Raw genomic sequence first — 16,038 nt, 5'->3', positions numbered from 1 at the left:
ATCGCAGACCCCGTCAAGATTACGTAAATTTACGGTGAAACCCAGGTTATATTGCTTGGCGATCGCGTCCCCAAGCTGCAAATGGACCGCAAAACTGAGGCAGCGTCAGCCCGTAAATACCGTCGGTGGCCATGGCCCGGTCGGCCGCTGTGTTGTAGCCCCAGCCGGCCAAAAACAGCCCCACATCGCCCAGGTCGGGCTGGCGCTGCACGGCCTGTAGGGCCTTAACCCTGTCCTCCACAAACCAGATGCTCTGCCCCCCACAGGCCGCCTGGATCTGCCGCAGGGTTTCATACTTGGGCTGCTTGACCTCTTTGCCCAAAATCCGATCGCCTGGGGCTGGCCCCAGGGGGCCGTCGCCGGGGAGATTTAGCCCTCCCTGGGTCAGTAATTGCTGAATAAATCGCCCTTCCTTGGTAGAAATAATCACCAGCTCAATGCCGTCGGCCACCATCTGCCGCAAGCGATCGATCACACCGGGGTAGAAGCGCTGGTAGCTGAGCCAGCCCTCCATATCCTGGGCAATCCAGCGATCGCGCACCCCGTCTACCGCCTGGCCCAGGGCGGTCGGCTCCACCCCCGCCCGCGCCAGCAGCTGCGGAACTAGCTCAGACCAGCGATCGAGAATCTCCCCATCCGGCACCCCTGCCATCAGCCCGTAGAGCACCAGCGGCATCTCCCAGCCCGTTTCAACCACCGGCCTCAGCGGGTAAAACCGCTCGGCCAGCCCCTCCGGCGGTGCCCCCGCCCCCGGTTCAAACACCTCACCGTAGGCCCTCCACGCCGTTTGAAAATACTCCCGCAGCCCGTCGCAGACCACGCCATCAAAATCGAGCGCCAGAATATCGGGGCCAGCCATTGGGAAAGAGCCTCTAGAGGTGAACTGCGATCGCAGGCCCATTGTAGGGTGGAATGCCACTGGCGTAAGGCCGTTATCCCCTCATGCGGCCAGTGCAAAGTGCAAAGTGCAAAATCTTGAACTTTGCACTTTGAATTCATCTCCCCATCCCCTCATCTCCCCATCTCCTCATCCCCCCATCTCCCCATCCCCCATCCCCGCCTGCCGCCGAATCAGCTGCTGCACCGCCGTCAGCGCCCGATTTAGCTCCGGCCCCCGATAGGTCGGGTTCGCTGCAAAGGCCTGCTGCTCTTGCTCTAGCATCAGCACATCTTCGCGCACCAGGCGCCGCAGCAAAAAGCTGGCCGAGTTCGTAAACGATCGCTTCACGAACCGCCGCACCGCCAGCGGGGTTTTGTGCAGCTTCGGAAACCGCTCCAGGGAGGTGAAGTGGAGCAGGTAGGCGCGGGTGTGGGTCTCGCTGAGCGGGCAAAACAGGCAGTAGATCACGAAGTCATTCCCCAGGGTCGATCGCCAGTGGGGATAGTGATAGTAGACATCCAGCGGCTCCGGGTGCAGCCGCCGCAAAGCTGGAATCAGCAGCTGGCTAACCGACCAGATTTTGTCGATGCGGTAGTAGCTCTCGGCATCGTAGCGGGCGTGGACGCGGGCCTCGCCTGCCTCAAGCTCCGCCAGCACCGGGTTGGCCCACACCTGGGCACCGCCGTGCAGGTGGCCGTGGTACATGTCCATCAGGTTCTCGATTAAGAACGAGTAGTGGGCCTGGACGTCGATGGTGGTCAGCGAGCCGATGAAGTTGAGGTGCTCCCACTCGGGCACCCCCAGGGGGGCTACCTGCTCGGCCAGGGCGGCGTCACCGGGAAACAGCCAGATAAAGCCGTCCTGCTCCCGAACCGGGTAGCGGCGCAGGGTGCAGGTGGGCAGCTTTTGCTGGGGCTCCAGGTAGGGCACATGGACGCAGGCGCCGTCGGGGGCAAACTGCCAGCCGTGGTAGGCGCACATCAGGTTATCGCCTGCGACGGTGCCTGCGCTGAGCCTGACCTGGCGGTGGGGGCAGCGGTCTTCGAGGGCAATGGGATTGCTGGCGCGATCGCGGTACAGCACAATCGGCTGGTGCCACAGGGTCACTGCAAGGGGTTTGTCCCTCAGTTCGGCGCTCTGAGCCACTGCGTACCAGTGGTTGAGGTTGATTCCCAGCTCTCGCAACGATAATTTAGGCGCCAATTTAGGCGCCGCCGCCTCGTCGGATGCAGAGGAATCTTGACTATTCCTCAGATCTAGCTGCTTGAGGGTTGTGACCGCTGCTTCTCTACCCAATCCGTCCATCTCACACCTGCGCTATCGCTGAAGACAATTTGCCTATGCCGGGAACGCCCCTAGATTTTGAGCACTCCCTCGGGGTTGACCGAGAGAATCGGGCGGCGCTGCACTCCCTCGCGCTGAAGAATGGCGTTGGCCGCCAGCAGCCCGCTGCTCACCGCCCGCTCCATCAGGCCGCAGGGAAAGGGCATGCGCACCCAGTCGCCCGCAAACAGCAGGTTGGCGGCGGGGGTGGTGGTTTGGGGCCGGTTGGCGAAGCTGCCCGGCGGAAATCCGGCAAAGTTCTTCTGGTTGACGAGCTGTCGGTGCAGCACGGTTGCGCCTTTCAGCTCGGGCACGATGTCGTACAGCTCGGCCTCGAAGGTGTCGAGAATATCGGCCTGGGTGGGAAAGTCTTTTTCTTTGTAGCAGTAGGCGTGCAGCTCCACAACGCTGCCCCCGGTGCGATCGCTCCAGGCTATGTAGTCGTCCTGAATGCGGTGGTAGAGGGTAATGCTGTCGGTGAGTCGGTAGCCCGAGAGCGAGGTAAACCAGCTGTGCTGCCAGTCGAAGTCGCGATCGAGCCAGAACCGGCCCACGGCAAAGGGATCGGCCACCCGCAGCTGGTCGACCTGGGCCACCAGGGTAGGGTCTACCTCGCCCACTGACAGGGCAAACAGAGCTTTGGTGCCGGGAATATCGGCGGCCATCACGTAGTAGTTGGCGGTGAGATCGTGGGCCGTGCTGGTAGCGGCGCTGGCGGTGATGAGCTGGAGGCGATCGCCCGCTCGCTGGAGCACCTTAAACGCCGCCAGATTCTCCCGCGCTGGTCCGGCCAGCACCTCGCCGTTGCTGGCGTAGGCGGCTCCGTGGCAGGGGCAGAGGTAGCCGCCTGCGGTGCCCTCGCTCGCCTCGACCTGGCGCTGCACGCTACAGCCCTGGTGGGTGCAGGTCAGCGACAGGGCGGTTTTGGCCCCCGCTGCTACGGAGTAAACACTGTCCCCGGCTCCAAAGTACTCCATCGTCTCCGAACTCAGCAGGGGGTTGCGCTCCACCCAGAAGGGCACCGGGCTGGTGGCGACGCTGCCCTTTTGGTAAGTGACCCCAGCGACTTGGCCCTCATCCCACGCCACCTGGCTGACGGTGACGCCGGTCAGCACCTGGCCGCCGTTGGCCTGGATGGCCTCCACCATGGGGTCAACCAGCGATCGCCCCATGTCCTGGCAGGTGCCGTTAAAGGCCAGCCCCTCGGGGTTGCCAAAAAAATAAAAGTGGAAGAACTGCATCAGTTCCCCGGCGCTGAGCAGGTCGGGGGCGTTCAGGCTCGACTTGGCAAAGGGCAAAAAGTAGAGGTCGTAGAGGCCGCGCGGAAAGTCGTTGGCCACCCACTCGGCCACCGACAGATGATCGAGGCGATCGTAGGTCTGCGGGTTGCGAAAGCCCGTAATTTCCCGAAAGACCTGGAGATGCTTGATGTGTGTCAGGTTAATGCCCCACTTCAGCCGGTTTGACGACGACACCGCCAGATCGATCACATTCCAAGGAAACGCCGAGCTGCTGGGGCGAAATACTTCGGGGTTGTAGCCGTCTTTGTACACCAGTGAATAGTAGTCGAGGGACTTAAAATTCTGCTGAATGTTGAGCTCGTCGACCAGGCCAAACAGGTTGTAGTACTGCGGAAAAAAGCCGTGGAAGCCGTGCTCCATCATAAAGGTGTCGTCGCCCACCTGAATTGGCCAGCTGGCAATTTTGCCGCCCAGCTGGGGCGATCGCTCCAGCAGCGTGACCGCTACCCCCCGCTGACTCAGTTCGTAGGCCGCCGCCAGCCCCGCCAGCCCGCCGCCAATCACCACCGCTGTAGTGCCCTTCCCCACTCGGGCGGGCAGCTCTAGCCGATCTTGCTGAAAAACCGTAGGCTGGGGTTTGCTGAGGCGAGAATAGCTCAGTAAGGCCGCAATTCCTCCTACGCCAAAGAGCTTGAGGACATTGCGACGGGCCAGGGTTTGGGCAAATAGCCCCTCTAAGGATTGACTCATCTGAGGTTTTAGGCATTGCTTAGGTCGAACTCGCCTTGGAAATATTCCCAAGGATGTGTGGGGAGCGACTTGGGCCTTACGGTAACACAGCTTTCCAGCCAGGGAAGGGACTTCCAGGTCTCCCGACCAGAGAAGACTGGATCCCGCGTTAAACCTGTTAAAGACTGTAGTATTAAGTTGCCTTCACAGTCTACTCATCCCGATGAAATACGTGCGAGAAACCCTGGCGGTTGCCCAGCGCATTTTGGTGGAGCTGTGGCGGCGGCGGCGGAGCCTGATCTTTTGGGCGATTTTTCCGGTGCTGCTGCTTGTGCTGAACAGCCTGATTTTGCAGGAGCGGCTGCAAATTTCCCTGGCGGAGGCCTACACCCAGGCCGCCCCCTCCACGCTGGTGGGAGCAGCGCTGTTTTTTAGTGGCTTGGGGGGAAGCGTTGCCACGGTGGTATCTGAGCGGGAGCAAAAGACGCTGAAGCGACTGTTTCTGTCACCCCTGAGCGGGGTGTCGTATTTTTTGGGGATTTGCCTAGCCTACGGGGCGATTGGCCTGGTGCAGGCGGGGCTGGTCTATGCGATCGCCCTCTTCTACGGAGCCAGCCTCGGCGGCAATCCGTTGGCCAACCTGCTGATCGTGCTGCTCAGCATTGCCGCCTACGTGGGGGTGGGGTTTGTGCTGGGCACCCAGCTGGCCCGCCGCACCGAAGACGTCAACGCGCTGATTGCCGCCTTTGGTATTCCGCTGATGATTTTGGGGGGTACCTTTTTGCCCACGGCGTTTTTCCCCGACTCCCTAGCCCGGCTGACCCAGTTCAACCCCATCTACCACATGATTGAAGCCCTCTCTGGGGTCGTGGTGAAGGGAAGCACCCTGACGGAAGTGGGTTCCCACGTGCGGTTTCTGGGCATTTTCGCCGGGGCAATGGTGGCGGCTGGCTGGCTCTCCTACCGCCGCATGGTGCAGGTTGAGCGTCAGCTCTAGGTGGTCCAGTGCCGCTTCCGGGCTGAGACGATAGAGTTATATAGAGTGCGACTATAGGGCGCGCAATGTATTGTGCAACAGGACATATTGTGCAGCAGGGCCTGCGACTGGGGGCTATCGGTGCTGGCGAAGCTGCACTAGAGGAGACTTTCTAGATTCTGTGAGTATTAGTTTGCCTATTTTAGTAGTTGTCCACCAGCCCACCTCTAACCCAGGCCGGGTGGGCGACAGCCTCCGCGCCCTGGGGTTTGATCTCGATGTGCGCTGCCCCGCCCAGGGACAGCCGCTGCCCGCCACGATGCAGGGCCACAGCGCGGTTGTCGTATTTGGCGGCCCCATGAGCGCCAACGACGATCACCTGGACTTTATTCGCCTAGAACTCGACTGGATTGCCATGGCGCTGGCCTCAGAAAAACCCTACCTGGGTATTTGTCTGGGGGCGCAGCTGCTGGCCCGCGCCCTGGGCGCAGCGGTGGTGCCTCACCCCACAGGGCAGCGCGAAATTGGCTATTACCCAATTCTGCCGACCCCGCCAGGGCTGGCTCTGCTGCCCGGTCCGCTGATGGTCTATCAGTGGCACCAGGAAGGCTTTACGCTGCCAGTGGGCAGCCACCTGCTGGCCACCGGGTCCACGTTTCCTCACCAGGCTTTTCGCTATGGGCGATCGGCCTACGGGCTTCAGTTTCACCCCGAGATTACCACCGCCATGGTCAACCACTGGACCACGGCAGGGGCTGAACAGCTGAGCTACCCTGGGGCTCAGGGGCGGGCCTACCACCTCAGCCAGCACCGCCTCTACAGCCCTGGGGTAGAGTGCTGGCTGCATCAATTTTTGGCCGGATGGATGGGTGCCCCGGCTGAAGCTGAAGTGGCGTGGGGGCGGTATCACCCAGCCCATTCCCACCGCAGCGGGCCGGGAAGCACCATTGCCCATCGCCAGGATTCGTCACCCATGACCGAAATCGGCTAGCGCCGCCGTGGGGTAGAAGCACATTAGGGAGGTACAGCGGGTGAAAATTGGGGTAGTTGGCACTGGGCTAATGGGGTCGTCTATGGCCCTCAGGTTGCTATCGTCGGGGCATCGGGTGTGGGTCTATAACCGCACCCCAGAGCGACTCAAGCCCCTGGATCTAGCCGGGGCGGTTGTCTGTTCTACTCCCCTGGAGCTGGCTCAGGCGGTGGAGGCTGTCATCTTTATGGTGACCGATGGGGCGGCGGTGCGATCGCTCCTCGATGCCATGGCTGTGGGCGATCGCACTGCGTCTTCTGGGGGGAATCGCCCCTCGCCCCTGGCCCAGGGTGCCATCATTCAAATGGGCACCATTGCCCCCGCCGAAAGTCAGCTAATTGAGCAAGCTGTTATCCAGGCCGGGGCCACCTATCTAGAGGCGCCGGTGCTGGGCAGCATTCCCGAAGCCAAAAACGGCAAGCTGATCATCATGGTCGGGGCCGAAAGCGCAGATTATCAGCGCTGGCAGCCGCTGCTGGCCTGCCTGGGCACCACCCTCTACCACGTGGGGCCAGTGGGCAGCGCCGCTACCCTGAAGCTGGCCATGAATCAGCTCATTGGCTCGCTGACCGCCGCCTTTGCCGAAAGCCTGGGGCTGGTGCAGGCCGCCGGTATCGATGTGGATACCTTCATGGCGGTGGTGCGCCAGAGTGCCCTCTACGCCCCCACCTTCGACAAAAAGCTGCGCCGGATGCAAACCCGCCAGTTTGCCGACCCCAACTTCCCCACCAAGCACCTGCTCAAGGATATGGGCCTGTTTGTGGCCGCTGCCGAAGCCGCTGGGCTGGCTACTCTGCCGGCCGAGAGCGTGCGGCAGATCGTCGCCCAGGCGGTGCAGGCAGGCTATGCCGACGACGACTACGCCGCTCTGTTTAATATTGTTAGCCCCATGCCACAGCTAGATAAGCCCGCCCTGTAAGTCTGGGCAGATTCCCCTGTCTCGCCGCTGGCCAATTTCCCTGGCCGAGCGCTGGCCCGAGGGAGGGCTGCGCCCCAAATCTTGATCAAATATCTTGATCAAATATTACGGGTTTCAACATTACGTGAAGCAAAACCCGAGATCTGCGCTTGAATCCGGGTATCTTTTATTGCAATCACCGAAGATGACTACTGAGGCGATCGCCGCCGCTGCCGTCAGGCCTGTTCTGGGGTGAGGGCAGGCTGCCCAAAGACTGGCGGGGCGAAACTGTCGGTGTGGGTGTGATAAAAGGTTCGGCTATCTTAGCCGAAATTCTTAGGCGAAATTAATGTTGCCACTGAGGCATCCTTGTGTAAAATCGTGGGCAATATCTTCGCGCCCTATACGCCCCTTAAGGAGGTGAGACTTTATGACGGTGAGCGTTCAACCCAATCTGATTCAATTTTTGCAGGATGAGTTGGCTATTTCGACAGCCTCTATCCAGGTTGCCCTCAAGCACAGCGAGCAAGATCCTGGGCCATTGCCCATGATCCTTTGGCAGTATGGTTTGGTTACCCTGGAGCAACTAGAGCAAATCTATGACTGGATGGAAGCGGCTTAGATCCACAAAACCCTGGCTTAACTCTGTCAAGAGGCGCAGCGCGTGCTGCGCCTCTTGTTGTTTTTGCCTCTTTTTACTTTTTTAGGTTTTAAAGAGGCGTGAGCGCCAGACCCTAAATCACGCCCTTAGAGCTGGGAATCAGGTGCGCCCGGCGGGGATCTACTTCAGTGGCCATACGCATGGCTCGGGCAAAGGCCTTAAAGGTAGCCTCGATAATGTGGTGGGAGTTGATGCCGTCGAGCTGGCGAATGTGCAGGGTCATCTGGCTGTGGTTGACGATCGCGACAAAGAACTCCCGCACCAGCTGGGTGTCGTAGGTGCCCACCCGCTGGGTCGGAATCTCCAGGCCGTAGCTGAGGTGAGGCCGCCCCGAAAAATCGAGCGCCACCTGCACCAGCGATTCATCCAAAGGCGCAACGAAGTGGCCAAAGCGGGTAATGCCCTTGCGATCGCCCAGAGCCTGGTGCAGCGCCATCCCCAGGGTGATGCCCACGTCTTCGTTGGTGTGGTGGTCGTCAATTTCAATGTCGCCTGTGGCCCGCACCTCCAGATCGATCAGCCCGTGGGACGAAATCTGGTGCAGCATGTGGTCGAGAAAGGGAATGCCTGTACTGGCCTCGCACTGCCCGGTGCCGTCCAGGTCGAGACTCACCTGCACATCGGTTTCGCCCGTAGTGCGGCTGACGCTGGCGCGGCGGCTGAGGTGAGCCAGGCTGGTGCTGGGAGCAGCGAGGGAACGATCTTGGGTTTGCATGGCGGCTGCTTGGCGAGTTGGTCTTCCATCTTACCGAAGTCTGTGTCTTACCAAAGGCTATGCCAGGCACAGCCGCTCGCCTAGCTGCCCGGAAACCTCTGGAAACGGGTCCTGGCTTTCAGGTTCATGTGCTCTTTTTGAATGTCGATGTGCTCGACTTGAATGGTCATACCGCTGAGGCTAAACTGGCGCAGGTCGAGCAGGTCGTTAGCCGCCGCGAGGAGGCTGCGGGTGAGGGGTTCTGAGGTGTTGTTCGCCTCCATCTGAACGTCGTTGAGCATCAGCTGATACCCCTGGGCGTCTACGGCTGGGGCCGCGCTGAACGCCACATGCTGCTGCTCCCCCGAGTCCATCTGAAGGTCGGTCGCGATCGCCACCCGACCTTCCCCAGGCAGATTGACCTGAACCTGCTGAAAACTCACCTGCACCGGGCGATCGTCCAGCGTGACCTTCAGCGCTTGCAGCTTTCGCTGAATATAGTCAGAGTTACAGGCCCGCTGAATATCAGCTTCGGTTAGCTTGGCCGCAACGGTGGCGTTGGTGGGGCGGGTTAGCTCTATGTCGCCAAACGCCGCCTTGATCGGATCGATCGCCATGCCGTCGGTTTGCACCGTCAATTCTTCGGTACGCAGGTCGTCTTTGATCACCAGGCCTTGCCCTTTGATATCCGCTGACTCCAGCTCTCCCTGCACTAGGGCGACCGGGTTCGTGTGAATTTCGGCGTCCAGGCTCTCCGCCGAGTCAAGCTGGGTAGAGAGACCCATTTCGACCGCTCTGCTGAGAGCCTGCTCTCCCAAATCCGAATTACCTTTGGCCATAGTTAATAGTCCTACATAGGTTTGAAGCTCCCAGTTTAGATGCCTCAAAAGGCTTTAAGCTCCGTCGTAGTAGGGGTTTTCGGCGTTGATAAGAGGCTGCTTTGGGATGATACATTAATCTTTCTTAATGAATAGCCAGGGCACCTCCGCCCGTGACAGGAGCGCTGCCGTGGGCCTGGCTATTTCAGGCCAGTCCACTCCCCACCGGAGAATGTGATCGGGTTTAGCGCCGGGGCTTACCTCCCTGAGGTTTACCTCCCTGGGGCTTACCTTCCTACAAAGCCGCCAAAATAGCGTCGCGGGTGATGTCCCCCGTAACCAGGGCGGCGCCTAGGCCCTTGGGCATGACAAAGCGCACCTGGCCGTCTTCTACTTTTTTGTCGCCCTGGAGCAGGTCAAGAATGTCGCCGGCCCCTAGCTGCGGCGGTATTTGGGTCGGCAGCGCCGCCTTTTCGAGCAGCCTGAGCTGTCGGGTTTCCTCTGCTGCCGTCCAGTAATTGAGGACGGTGGCAATTTTCCCGGCGGCAACCATGCCGATCGCCACCGCCTCGCCGTGGTTAACTCCCCGGTAGTGCATCAGGCTTTCGACGGCGTGGCCAATGGTGTGGCCGTAGTTGAGAATGGCCCGCAGCCCCGCTTCCTTTTCATCCTGAGACACCACCTCGGCCTTGGCCTGGCACGATCGCGTTAGAACAGTGTGCAGCAGCCCGTCGCCCAGGTAGCGGTACTGGTCTAGGCGGGGAGCAGCTTCCAGGGTCTCAAACAGGTCCCTGTCCCAGATCACCCCGTACTTAATCACCTCCGCCATGCCAGCACGAAACTCCCGTGCTGGCAGGGTCTTGAGCACCAGAGGATCGATCATCACCAGGCGGGGCTGGTGGAAGGCCCCGATCAGGTTTTTGCCCTGGGGATGGTTGACGCCGGTTTTGCCGCCGATGGAAGCATCGACCATGGCCAGCAGCGAGGTGGGCACCTGCACTACGCTCACCCCCCGCAGCCAGGTGGCGGCGGCAAAGCCGGTCATATCGCCAATTACGCCGCCGCCCAGGGCCACCATGGCCGACTTGCGCTCCAGGTGAAACGCCAGGGCCGCATCGTAGATTTTTTGGATCGACTTTAGCGTTTTGTAGCGCTCTCCGGCGGGCAGCAGGCAGGTCTCAACGACGTAGCCCGCCTGGGTGAGGGAACTGAGGGCGCGATCGCCATACTGCTTAAAAATCGCCGGGTTCGACACCAGCAGCAGCTTTTGCCCCGGCTTCACCAGCGGTTTCTCGCCCCCCGCCAGCCAGCCGCCCAGATGGTCGATACCCGACGGGGCAACCACCACCTGGTAGGCGTTGCTCGGCAGCGACACAGGGATGACAGATTTCATGGATATAGCCAGGGCGATGGGGAGGTTGCTTTAAAACTTTAGCTGGTTAAGGAGCAAGGCGGTGAGGTGGATGGGGAAGGTGGGGAAGGTTGGGAGGATGGGGAAGGCAAAAACTTGCTCCCATCTCCCCCACTCCCCCACTCCCCCACTCCCCCACTCCCCCACTCCTACGCTCCCCTACCGTGGTTCAATAAATACGTAGCTGTTGTGGAGAAAGACTATGGGTGGTGTAGTAGCCTACGTGCTGTTTTTGTCGATCATGGTGGGCACAGCTGTGGGACTGTACTTTGGCCTGCGCGCCGTCAAGCTGATTTAGTCCCAAATTTCGGTGCTAGACCTGTAATGGCTTGAAGGCTGCCCAACACTAGCCAGCCTAGGATATTGATCCGGCCATCGTAAAACGCCAGGTCGAAGATAGCGAAGGCTGTGGTGCCCCCAAAGCCAGCCAGATAGCCACCGAGCAGCGCTCTGGTGGCGGGGGACATTGGGGTGGAGGCCAGGGCATAGACATTGCGCCCCAGAATCCACCCCACCAAAGCCGTAAACCCCAGGGCGACAGGCACTCCGGTTTCGGCAGCCAGCATGAGCCAAAGGTTGTGGGCGTGGGGCAAAAAGTCGCCTGCCACCGGAAAGTTAGCCGGGTTGTAGAGCAGCTTAAAGGTGCCCAGGCCGGTGCCGAACCAAGGGTGGTGCGGAATCATGTCGAGGGCTAGCTGCCAGACGCTCAGCCGCAGGACAGCGGTGGTAAAAGCTTCGGGCAGGCTGCGCCCGCCCACGCCCCAAATCAGCGCGCTGACAATGAGCAGGGCGATCGCCCCTAGCCCAGCCCAAAAAATGTAGCGAAAGGGCCGCATCAGCCCGCCAAACAACAGCAATTGCAGGCCCGCAATCAGCAGACCGCTGCGCGATCCAGAACAAAAGATACCCGCCAGCACCAGGGCTGTGGCACCGCATACCCAGGGGCTTTTCGCCCGCAGTTCGGGGCGGCTGAGATAGTGGGCACAGAGGCCTAACCCGAGGCCAAACACGATCACCATATAGTTGGCGAGGGCGTTGGGGTGGCCAAAGACGGCGCTGGCCCGGTGGCCGTAGTCGGTTTTGAGGTACAGCCACTGGAGCCATGGAAGACCGCCCCAGCGGCTAATGCTGCTGGGCGATCGCAGGTAAAACTCTACCCCCGCCGCCAGATTGATGGGAACGGTGGCTATCAATGTCGCCAGCCCCCAATGGTGGAGGGTTTGCAGTGGACGGCTAAAGGTGGGCAGGGCGACGGCGATCGCGGCGTAAAACACAAAAAACGGAACGAAATTGAGCACCTGTAGGGCCGACTCCCCCGGCGCTTCCGAGAGCACGACCCCGATGCCTAGCCCCAGGGCCAGCCAGACCCAGCCCTGGCTGTAAAGCAGTCGCCACATCTGGCGATGCCAGTGGTGAATGCTGACGATCAAAAAGCTGCCCAGGGTCGCGATCGCCCCGTAGACGACGTAGGGCAACACCACTAAACTGCCTAGCACCAAGCGCTCTAGGGCTAAGCTGCTGACCCCAAGTCCCTTTCCCCTAGTAGGCTCCATCGCCAATTACAACCACCCAAACGGTTCTAAGTAGAATGTAGATATCCAGCCACACCGACCAGTTCCTAACGTAGTAGGCGTCGAGGTTGACCCGCTCCTCGTAGGACACGTTGTTGCGCCCCGACACCTGCCACAGCCCCGTCAGGCCCGGCAGCACCTTAGTGTATAGGCTGTACTTGTCGGCGTAGCGAAAGATTTCTTCTTTGACAATAGGGCGGGGGCCGACCAGACTCATTTCACCCCGCAGCACGTTCCACAGCTGGGGCAGTTCATCGAGGCTGGTGCGCCGCAAAAAGCGCCCAATGCGGGTAATGCGGGGGTCGTAGCGGAGCTTATGATCCCGCTCCCACTGCGATCGCAGGGTCGGATTGGCGTCAAAGTAGCGCTCCAGTACATAGTCAGCATTGGGCACCATCGAGCGAAACTTCCAGGCGATAAAGGGGACGCTATTTTGCCCCAGGCGCGGCTGACCGTAGAAAACAGGCCCTGGCGAGTCAAGTTTGACCAAAACGGCAATAATACCCACCAGAGGTAGCAGTAGACTCCCCACCAGCAGAGTCAGGCCAACATCGAGCAGCGCTTTAATCAGGCGCGGCCCCGGCAGCAGCAGCTGCTGGCGAATTTCCAGACCCAAAATTCCCCCTAGGTCTTTGGAGCTTACCCACAGGCTAGCCACCCCAAACAAGTCAGGAATCATCATCAGGTGCGGAAAGGTGTGCCCATGGCGCTCTAAAACCCGAAGCAGCTTCTCCCGCTGCACCCCCGGCATTGCCACAATGGCGTAGTGGATGTCGTGCTTGCGGGCCAGGCGGGGGGCGATCGACAGTGGCCCCAGCACGGGCACGCCGCAAATTTTGTCGCGGCGATCGCGATCGTCATCCAGCACCGCCACCGGCTTGAGGCCAAAGCTGGGCTGATTTTTCAGCGTTTGAATCACCAGCTCTCCGGTGCGCCCGCCCCCCAAAATCAGCACCTGGTAGCCCCACCAGGGGTAGCGGGCAAACACCTGCCTGACCAACAATCGCCCCAGCAGCACCATGATCAGGGAGAGCACCCAGACCATTAAAAAGACGCCCCGAGAGTAGGTTTCGCTCTGGCCAGTCAAAAACAGCCCTGCCCCCAGCACCATGTGGGTAAAGCTGGTGGATAGACAGATGCGCCGTAGTTCGTCGACCGGGCTGAGCCCCACCGCTGGGTATAGCCCCGCCGCTGCATAGGCCAGCAAAAACACTCCCAGAATGGGCCATAGATGCCCATATAGGCTGGGTAGGTACTGTCCTCCAAACGCCAGCCTGAGGTAAACACCTGCGGTACCGGCTAGAAACAGGGCCAGCAAATCGGACGCGCCAAGTAGGCCAACCATCGGCAGCGATCGGGTTGACATCCTCAGCGACACCATCACGGGCTGAACCGTGCGCTCTAGAGGAAACATAAATTTCCCCAATACTCCTGCAACACCGACACTACTCTAATTCATCCCCCCGCTTAAATTTCAGCCACTTCTGCGTCAAATAGTCAGCCATTTCCCGCTGAAACCTGGTTTCTGAGAACATTTCCCCCTGACGACGAATCGTTTCGGCTACAAACTGATGGCGATGGCCGTCAAAATACTGCACCGCCTGCACGAGATCAGCCACGGTCTGCTGACCAAACAGCACCCCGGTTTTGCCCTGAATGACCGTCTCGGCACAGCCCCCTTTGCCGTAGGCGATTACGGGTGCCCCTGCCGCCTGAGCCTCGACTACGGTAATGCCAAAGTCCTCCTCTGCTGGAAAAATAAACCCGCGACAGCGCTCCATGTAATCTGACACCACAGCGTCGGGCGGGTTCCGCAAAAAGGTTATATTTGATTTCGCCAGTTTTTGTAGTGACCCGAGGGCTGGCCCGTCGCCGATTACCACCAGGGGTAGACCCAGGCGGTTAAAGGCCTCTACGGTGAGGTCAACCCGCTTGTAGGGTACACAGCGCGATACGGTCAGATAAAAGTCTTCGCGGGGCTGCTGCCAGCGAAAGCGATCGATCGCCACCGGCGGGTAGATGACCGTAGCCGGGCGGCGGTAGGTTTTCCAAATTCGGCGGGCCACGTAGCGGGAGTTGGCAACAAAGCAGTCGACCCGGTAGGCCGCCGCTAAATCCCACAGCCGCAGATAGTGCAGAATTAGCCGGGTGAGCGCGCCTTTGGCCCCGCTGGTCAGCCCCGCCTGCTGAAGATACTGCTGCTGTAAGTCCCAGGCGTAGCGAATGGGGGTGTGCACATAGCTGACGTGGAGCTGGTGCGGTCGCGTCAGCACCCCTTTGGCCACCGCATGGTTGCTGGAGATCACCAGGTCGTAGGCCGAGAGGTCAAACTGCTCGATCGCCAGGGGCATGAGCGGCAGGTACTGGCGAAAGTGCCGCCGCGCCCAGGGTAAATTTTGAATGAAAGAGGTCTGGACCCGCGTGCCGGGAGGAATTAGCGCCGCCGCCGTCGGCTCTAAAAACTCCACCAGGCTAAAGATATCGGTCTGGGGGCACACGGCCAGCAGCTGCTCGACCACCTTCTCCGACCCGGCGCGGCTGACCAGCCACTCGTGCACCACAGCTATGGCAGTCGGTAACTCTGCGGGAACAGTCAAGATCGGTGGCGGGGGGTAAGGGGAGGGGGCAGGCGGTAAGCATTCAGCGGATCTGAGCTAATTTTCGGTTTTTAGCTCTCCGGCGGCGACTTTGTCGTTCACCAACTGCCGCACCAGCGCGAGTTCCTCAAAGGTGACCTTGCCGTCGGCTCGCATGGTGGCGGTAATGGCATCGCGCTCGGCCTGGGTGAGCACGCCATCGGCGATCGCCTGTTCGATGGTCTGCCGCAGGGTTTCTAGCTCCTGCTGCTCTTCGGCGCTGAGTTCTTCGGCCATGGGGCGCTCCTGCTTAGCAACTTCACGCTCCAATCTTATCAGTGTGCCTCTCCCCCTAAGTAACTACTCCAGCGAATAGAACAGCTGCGCCAGAAATCGCTCAGCCCCATTCCCCCACTTCCCCATCTCCCCATCCCCCCATCTCCCCCCCACTCCCCTACTTACACGCAACACTCCCCTCAATCCCCGCATAGTCCAGCGCCACCTGCGACCCGCTGCCGGGATTGCCCCCCGAGAGGTCGGTGAGCGCTACTGGATAGCTGCCGCCCGTGGGGGGGCTGGCGGTGCCCTGATACAGGGGTTTTCCTGCGTTGTTGCTGCCCTGGCGGCTGAGGGTGGCGTCGAAGGTGTTTTTGGTTTCTAAGTTCACAAAGCGCACCATGTGAAAGCCGCTGCCATCGTAAAAGGCCGTCACCGCCATGCCTTCCATGACGCCGTCGCAGGTGTTGCTCTGGCTGGCCTGGGGCGAGAGGGGGGTGGCCCGCCCCTCGGTGTTGATAAAGTCGCCGCGAATCCAGCCCTCGGCTCCAGATTGCTCAAACTTGACGTAGTACCAGGTGCCGTCGCTCGCCTCGGCCGATCGCAGCAGCATCACCGGGTCGCCCACCAGGCCGTAGCCTTTGGCGCTAGAGGAGGTGGTGGGCTGCGATCGCAGATTTATCTTTGACCCCGGCTCAGCGGCAATGAGCTGGGCGGCCTGGGGCGGGTTGACGGCCTGCCCGGTGCCGCCTACCCCGGGTTCGGGGGGCTGGGGGGTGGGCGTGGCGGTAGGCGTTGACGCTGGGGTCTGGGCTGGAGTCTCCGGCTCTGTGACCTGCGGCTGTTGGTCTTCGTTTGGGGGCGCTGCTTTGTGGCGGCCCCAGCAGCCAACTGCCGTCAGGCTGAGGGCAGCACAAAGCCCCAAAGTAATCGGTCGGTTGGCCTTTGGCATGG

16 protein-coding genes are annotated in these 16,038 nt (G+C 60.7%); 5 read left to right on the top strand and 11 right to left on the bottom strand.

Going from position 1 to position 16,038, the window contains the following annotated elements; translation table 11 throughout:
• Positions 1 to 46 precede the first annotated feature (46 nt).
• The 3 genes from LEPTO7104_RS0107170 to LEPTO7104_RS0107160 all read right to left on the bottom strand — a co-directional run bounded on the left by LEPTO7104_RS0107170 (position 47) and on the right by LEPTO7104_RS0107160 (position 4,194).
• A complete protein-coding gene (locus LEPTO7104_RS0107170; protein WP_017297876.1) occupies positions 47 to 859 on the bottom strand; it encodes an HAD family hydrolase in 813 nt (270 codons plus the stop codon).
• A 168-nt stretch (positions 860 to 1,027) separates the two neighbouring features.
• Positions 1,028 to 2,065, bottom strand: a complete 1,038-nt coding sequence (locus tag LEPTO7104_RS0107165; protein WP_017297875.1) for an aromatic ring-hydroxylating dioxygenase subunit alpha — start codon at positions 2,063 to 2,065, stop codon at positions 1,028 to 1,030.
• A gap of 170 nt (positions 2,066 to 2,235) precedes the next feature.
• Positions 2,236 to 4,194: an FAD-dependent oxidoreductase gene (locus LEPTO7104_RS0107160; RefSeq protein WP_017297874.1), complete on the bottom strand. Its 1,959-nt coding sequence runs from the start codon at positions 4,192 to 4,194 to the stop codon at positions 2,236 to 2,238.
• Between the two features lie 202 nt (positions 4,195 to 4,396).
• Between LEPTO7104_RS0107160 and LEPTO7104_RS0107155 the strand changes: the two genes are divergently transcribed.
• The 4 genes from LEPTO7104_RS0107155 to LEPTO7104_RS0107140 all read left to right on the top strand — a co-directional run bounded on the left by LEPTO7104_RS0107155 (position 4,397) and on the right by LEPTO7104_RS0107140 (position 7,699).
• Positions 4,397 to 5,170: an ABC transporter permease gene (locus tag LEPTO7104_RS0107155; RefSeq protein WP_017297873.1), complete on the top strand. Its 774-nt coding sequence runs from the start codon at positions 4,397 to 4,399 to the stop codon at positions 5,168 to 5,170.
• 160 nt (positions 5,171 to 5,330) lie between these two features.
• Complete coding sequence (locus LEPTO7104_RS0107150; protein WP_225886942.1) at positions 5,331 to 6,140, top strand: glutamine amidotransferase-related protein; 810 nt, start codon at positions 5,331 to 5,333, stop codon at positions 6,138 to 6,140.
• A 40-nt stretch (positions 6,141 to 6,180) separates the two neighbouring features.
• Positions 6,181 to 7,098, top strand: a complete 918-nt coding sequence (locus tag LEPTO7104_RS0107145) for an NAD(P)-dependent oxidoreductase (protein WP_040695311.1) — start codon at positions 6,181 to 6,183, stop codon at positions 7,096 to 7,098.
• 409 nt (positions 7,099 to 7,507) lie between these two features.
• Positions 7,508 to 7,699 (top strand): DUF2949 domain-containing protein, encoded by a 192-nt coding sequence (locus LEPTO7104_RS0107140; protein WP_017297870.1) that lies wholly within the window; start codon positions 7,508 to 7,510, stop codon positions 7,697 to 7,699.
• A gap of 112 nt (positions 7,700 to 7,811) precedes the next feature.
• Here LEPTO7104_RS0107140 and hisB read toward each other — a convergent pair whose 3' ends face one another.
• The 3 genes from hisB to aroB all read right to left on the bottom strand — a co-directional run bounded on the left by hisB (position 7,812) and on the right by aroB (position 10,643).
• Positions 7,812 to 8,453 (bottom strand): imidazoleglycerol-phosphate dehydratase HisB, encoded by a 642-nt coding sequence (gene hisB / locus LEPTO7104_RS0107135; RefSeq protein WP_017297869.1) that lies wholly within the window; start codon positions 8,451 to 8,453, stop codon positions 7,812 to 7,814.
• A gap of 80 nt (positions 8,454 to 8,533) precedes the next feature.
• The gene (locus LEPTO7104_RS0107130; RefSeq protein WP_017297868.1) at positions 8,534 to 9,271 is read right to left on the bottom strand and encodes an LmeA family phospholipid-binding protein; all 738 of its coding nucleotides are present in this window, start codon (positions 9,269 to 9,271) and stop codon (positions 8,534 to 8,536) included.
• A 274-nt stretch (positions 9,272 to 9,545) separates the two neighbouring features.
• Positions 9,546 to 10,643: a 3-dehydroquinate synthase gene (gene aroB, locus LEPTO7104_RS0107125; protein WP_017297867.1), complete on the bottom strand. Its 1,098-nt coding sequence runs from the start codon at positions 10,641 to 10,643 to the stop codon at positions 9,546 to 9,548.
• Between the two features lie 220 nt (positions 10,644 to 10,863).
• On the opposite strand from aroB, the gene petL reads away from it, so the two are divergent.
• Positions 10,864 to 10,959: a cytochrome b6-f complex subunit PetL gene (petL, locus tag LEPTO7104_RS0107120; protein WP_017297866.1), complete on the top strand. Its 96-nt coding sequence runs from the start codon at positions 10,864 to 10,866 to the stop codon at positions 10,957 to 10,959.
• Here petL and LEPTO7104_RS0107115 read toward each other — a convergent pair.
• The 5 genes from LEPTO7104_RS0107115 to LEPTO7104_RS39925 all read right to left on the bottom strand — a co-directional run bounded on the left by LEPTO7104_RS0107115 (position 10,946) and on the right by LEPTO7104_RS39925 (position 16,036).
• Positions 10,946 to 12,157 (bottom strand): O-antigen ligase family protein, encoded by a 1,212-nt coding sequence (locus tag LEPTO7104_RS0107115; protein WP_196358091.1) that lies wholly within the window; start codon positions 12,155 to 12,157, stop codon positions 10,946 to 10,948. The two genes, petL and LEPTO7104_RS0107115, sit on opposite strands and share 14 nt — an antisense overlap.
• A gap of 43 nt (positions 12,158 to 12,200) precedes the next feature.
• Positions 12,201 to 13,646 (bottom strand): undecaprenyl-phosphate galactose phosphotransferase WbaP, encoded by a 1,446-nt coding sequence (gene wbaP, locus LEPTO7104_RS0107110; protein ID WP_017297864.1) that lies wholly within the window; start codon positions 13,644 to 13,646, stop codon positions 12,201 to 12,203.
• A 31-nt stretch (positions 13,647 to 13,677) separates the two neighbouring features.
• Complete coding sequence (locus tag LEPTO7104_RS0107105; RefSeq protein WP_026072457.1) at positions 13,678 to 14,829, bottom strand: glycosyltransferase; 1,152 nt, start codon at positions 14,827 to 14,829, stop codon at positions 13,678 to 13,680.
• Between the two features lie 57 nt (positions 14,830 to 14,886).
• The gene (locus LEPTO7104_RS0107100; protein ID WP_017297862.1) at positions 14,887 to 15,105 is read right to left on the bottom strand and encodes a hypothetical protein; all 219 of its coding nucleotides are present in this window, start codon (positions 15,103 to 15,105) and stop codon (positions 14,887 to 14,889) included.
• Positions 15,106 to 15,262: 157 nt separating this feature from the next.
• Positions 15,263 to 16,036 carry an SH3 domain-containing protein gene (locus LEPTO7104_RS39925; protein ID WP_017297861.1) on the bottom strand — a complete coding sequence of 258 codons (774 nt, stop codon included), beginning with the start codon at positions 16,034 to 16,036 and terminating at the stop codon, positions 15,263 to 15,265.
• Positions 16,037 to 16,038 lie beyond the last annotated feature (2 nt).

This window comes from Nodosilinea nodulosa PCC 7104 (assembly GCF_000309385.1).
Taxonomy (GTDB): domain Bacteria; phylum Cyanobacteriota; class Cyanobacteriia; order Phormidesmidales; family Phormidesmidaceae; genus Nodosilinea; species Nodosilinea nodulosa.
This window is presented reverse-complemented; position numbering and strand designations above follow the sequence as displayed.

Excerpts from the sequence above, each read along its gene's own strand:
- petL (WP_017297866.1), top strand. The coding sequence starts at position 10,864 with ATGGGTGGTGTAGTAGCCTACGTGCTGTTTTTGTCGATCATGGTGGGC.
- LEPTO7104_RS0107170 (WP_017297876.1), bottom strand. The coding sequence starts at position 859 with ATGGCTGGCCCCGATATTCTGGCGCTCGATTTTGATGGCGTGGTCTGC.
- LEPTO7104_RS0107140 (WP_017297870.1), top strand. The coding sequence starts at position 7,508 with ATGACGGTGAGCGTTCAACCCAATCTGATTCAATTTTTGCAGGATGAG.
- LEPTO7104_RS0107100 (WP_017297862.1), bottom strand. The coding sequence starts at position 15,105 with ATGGCCGAAGAACTCAGCGCCGAAGAGCAGCAGGAGCTAGAAACCCTG.
- hisB (WP_017297869.1), bottom strand. The coding sequence starts at position 8,453 with ATGCAAACCCAAGATCGTTCCCTCGCTGCTCCCAGCACCAGCCTGGCT.
- LEPTO7104_RS0107155 (WP_017297873.1), top strand. The coding sequence starts at position 4,397 with ATGAAATACGTGCGAGAAACCCTGGCGGTTGCCCAGCGCATTTTGGTG.
- LEPTO7104_RS39925 (WP_017297861.1), bottom strand. The coding sequence starts at position 16,036 with ATGCCAAAGGCCAACCGACCGATTACTTTGGGGCTTTGTGCTGCCCTC.
- LEPTO7104_RS0107130 (WP_017297868.1), bottom strand. The coding sequence starts at position 9,271 with ATGGCCAAAGGTAATTCGGATTTGGGAGAGCAGGCTCTCAGCAGAGCG.
- LEPTO7104_RS0107160 (WP_017297874.1), bottom strand. The coding sequence starts at position 4,194 with ATGAGTCAATCCTTAGAGGGGCTATTTGCCCAAACCCTGGCCCGTCGC.
- wbaP (WP_017297864.1), bottom strand. The coding sequence starts at position 13,646 with ATGTTTCCTCTAGAGCGCACGGTTCAGCCCGTGATGGTGTCGCTGAGG.
- aroB (WP_017297867.1), bottom strand. The coding sequence starts at position 10,643 with ATGAAATCTGTCATCCCTGTGTCGCTGCCGAGCAACGCCTACCAGGTG.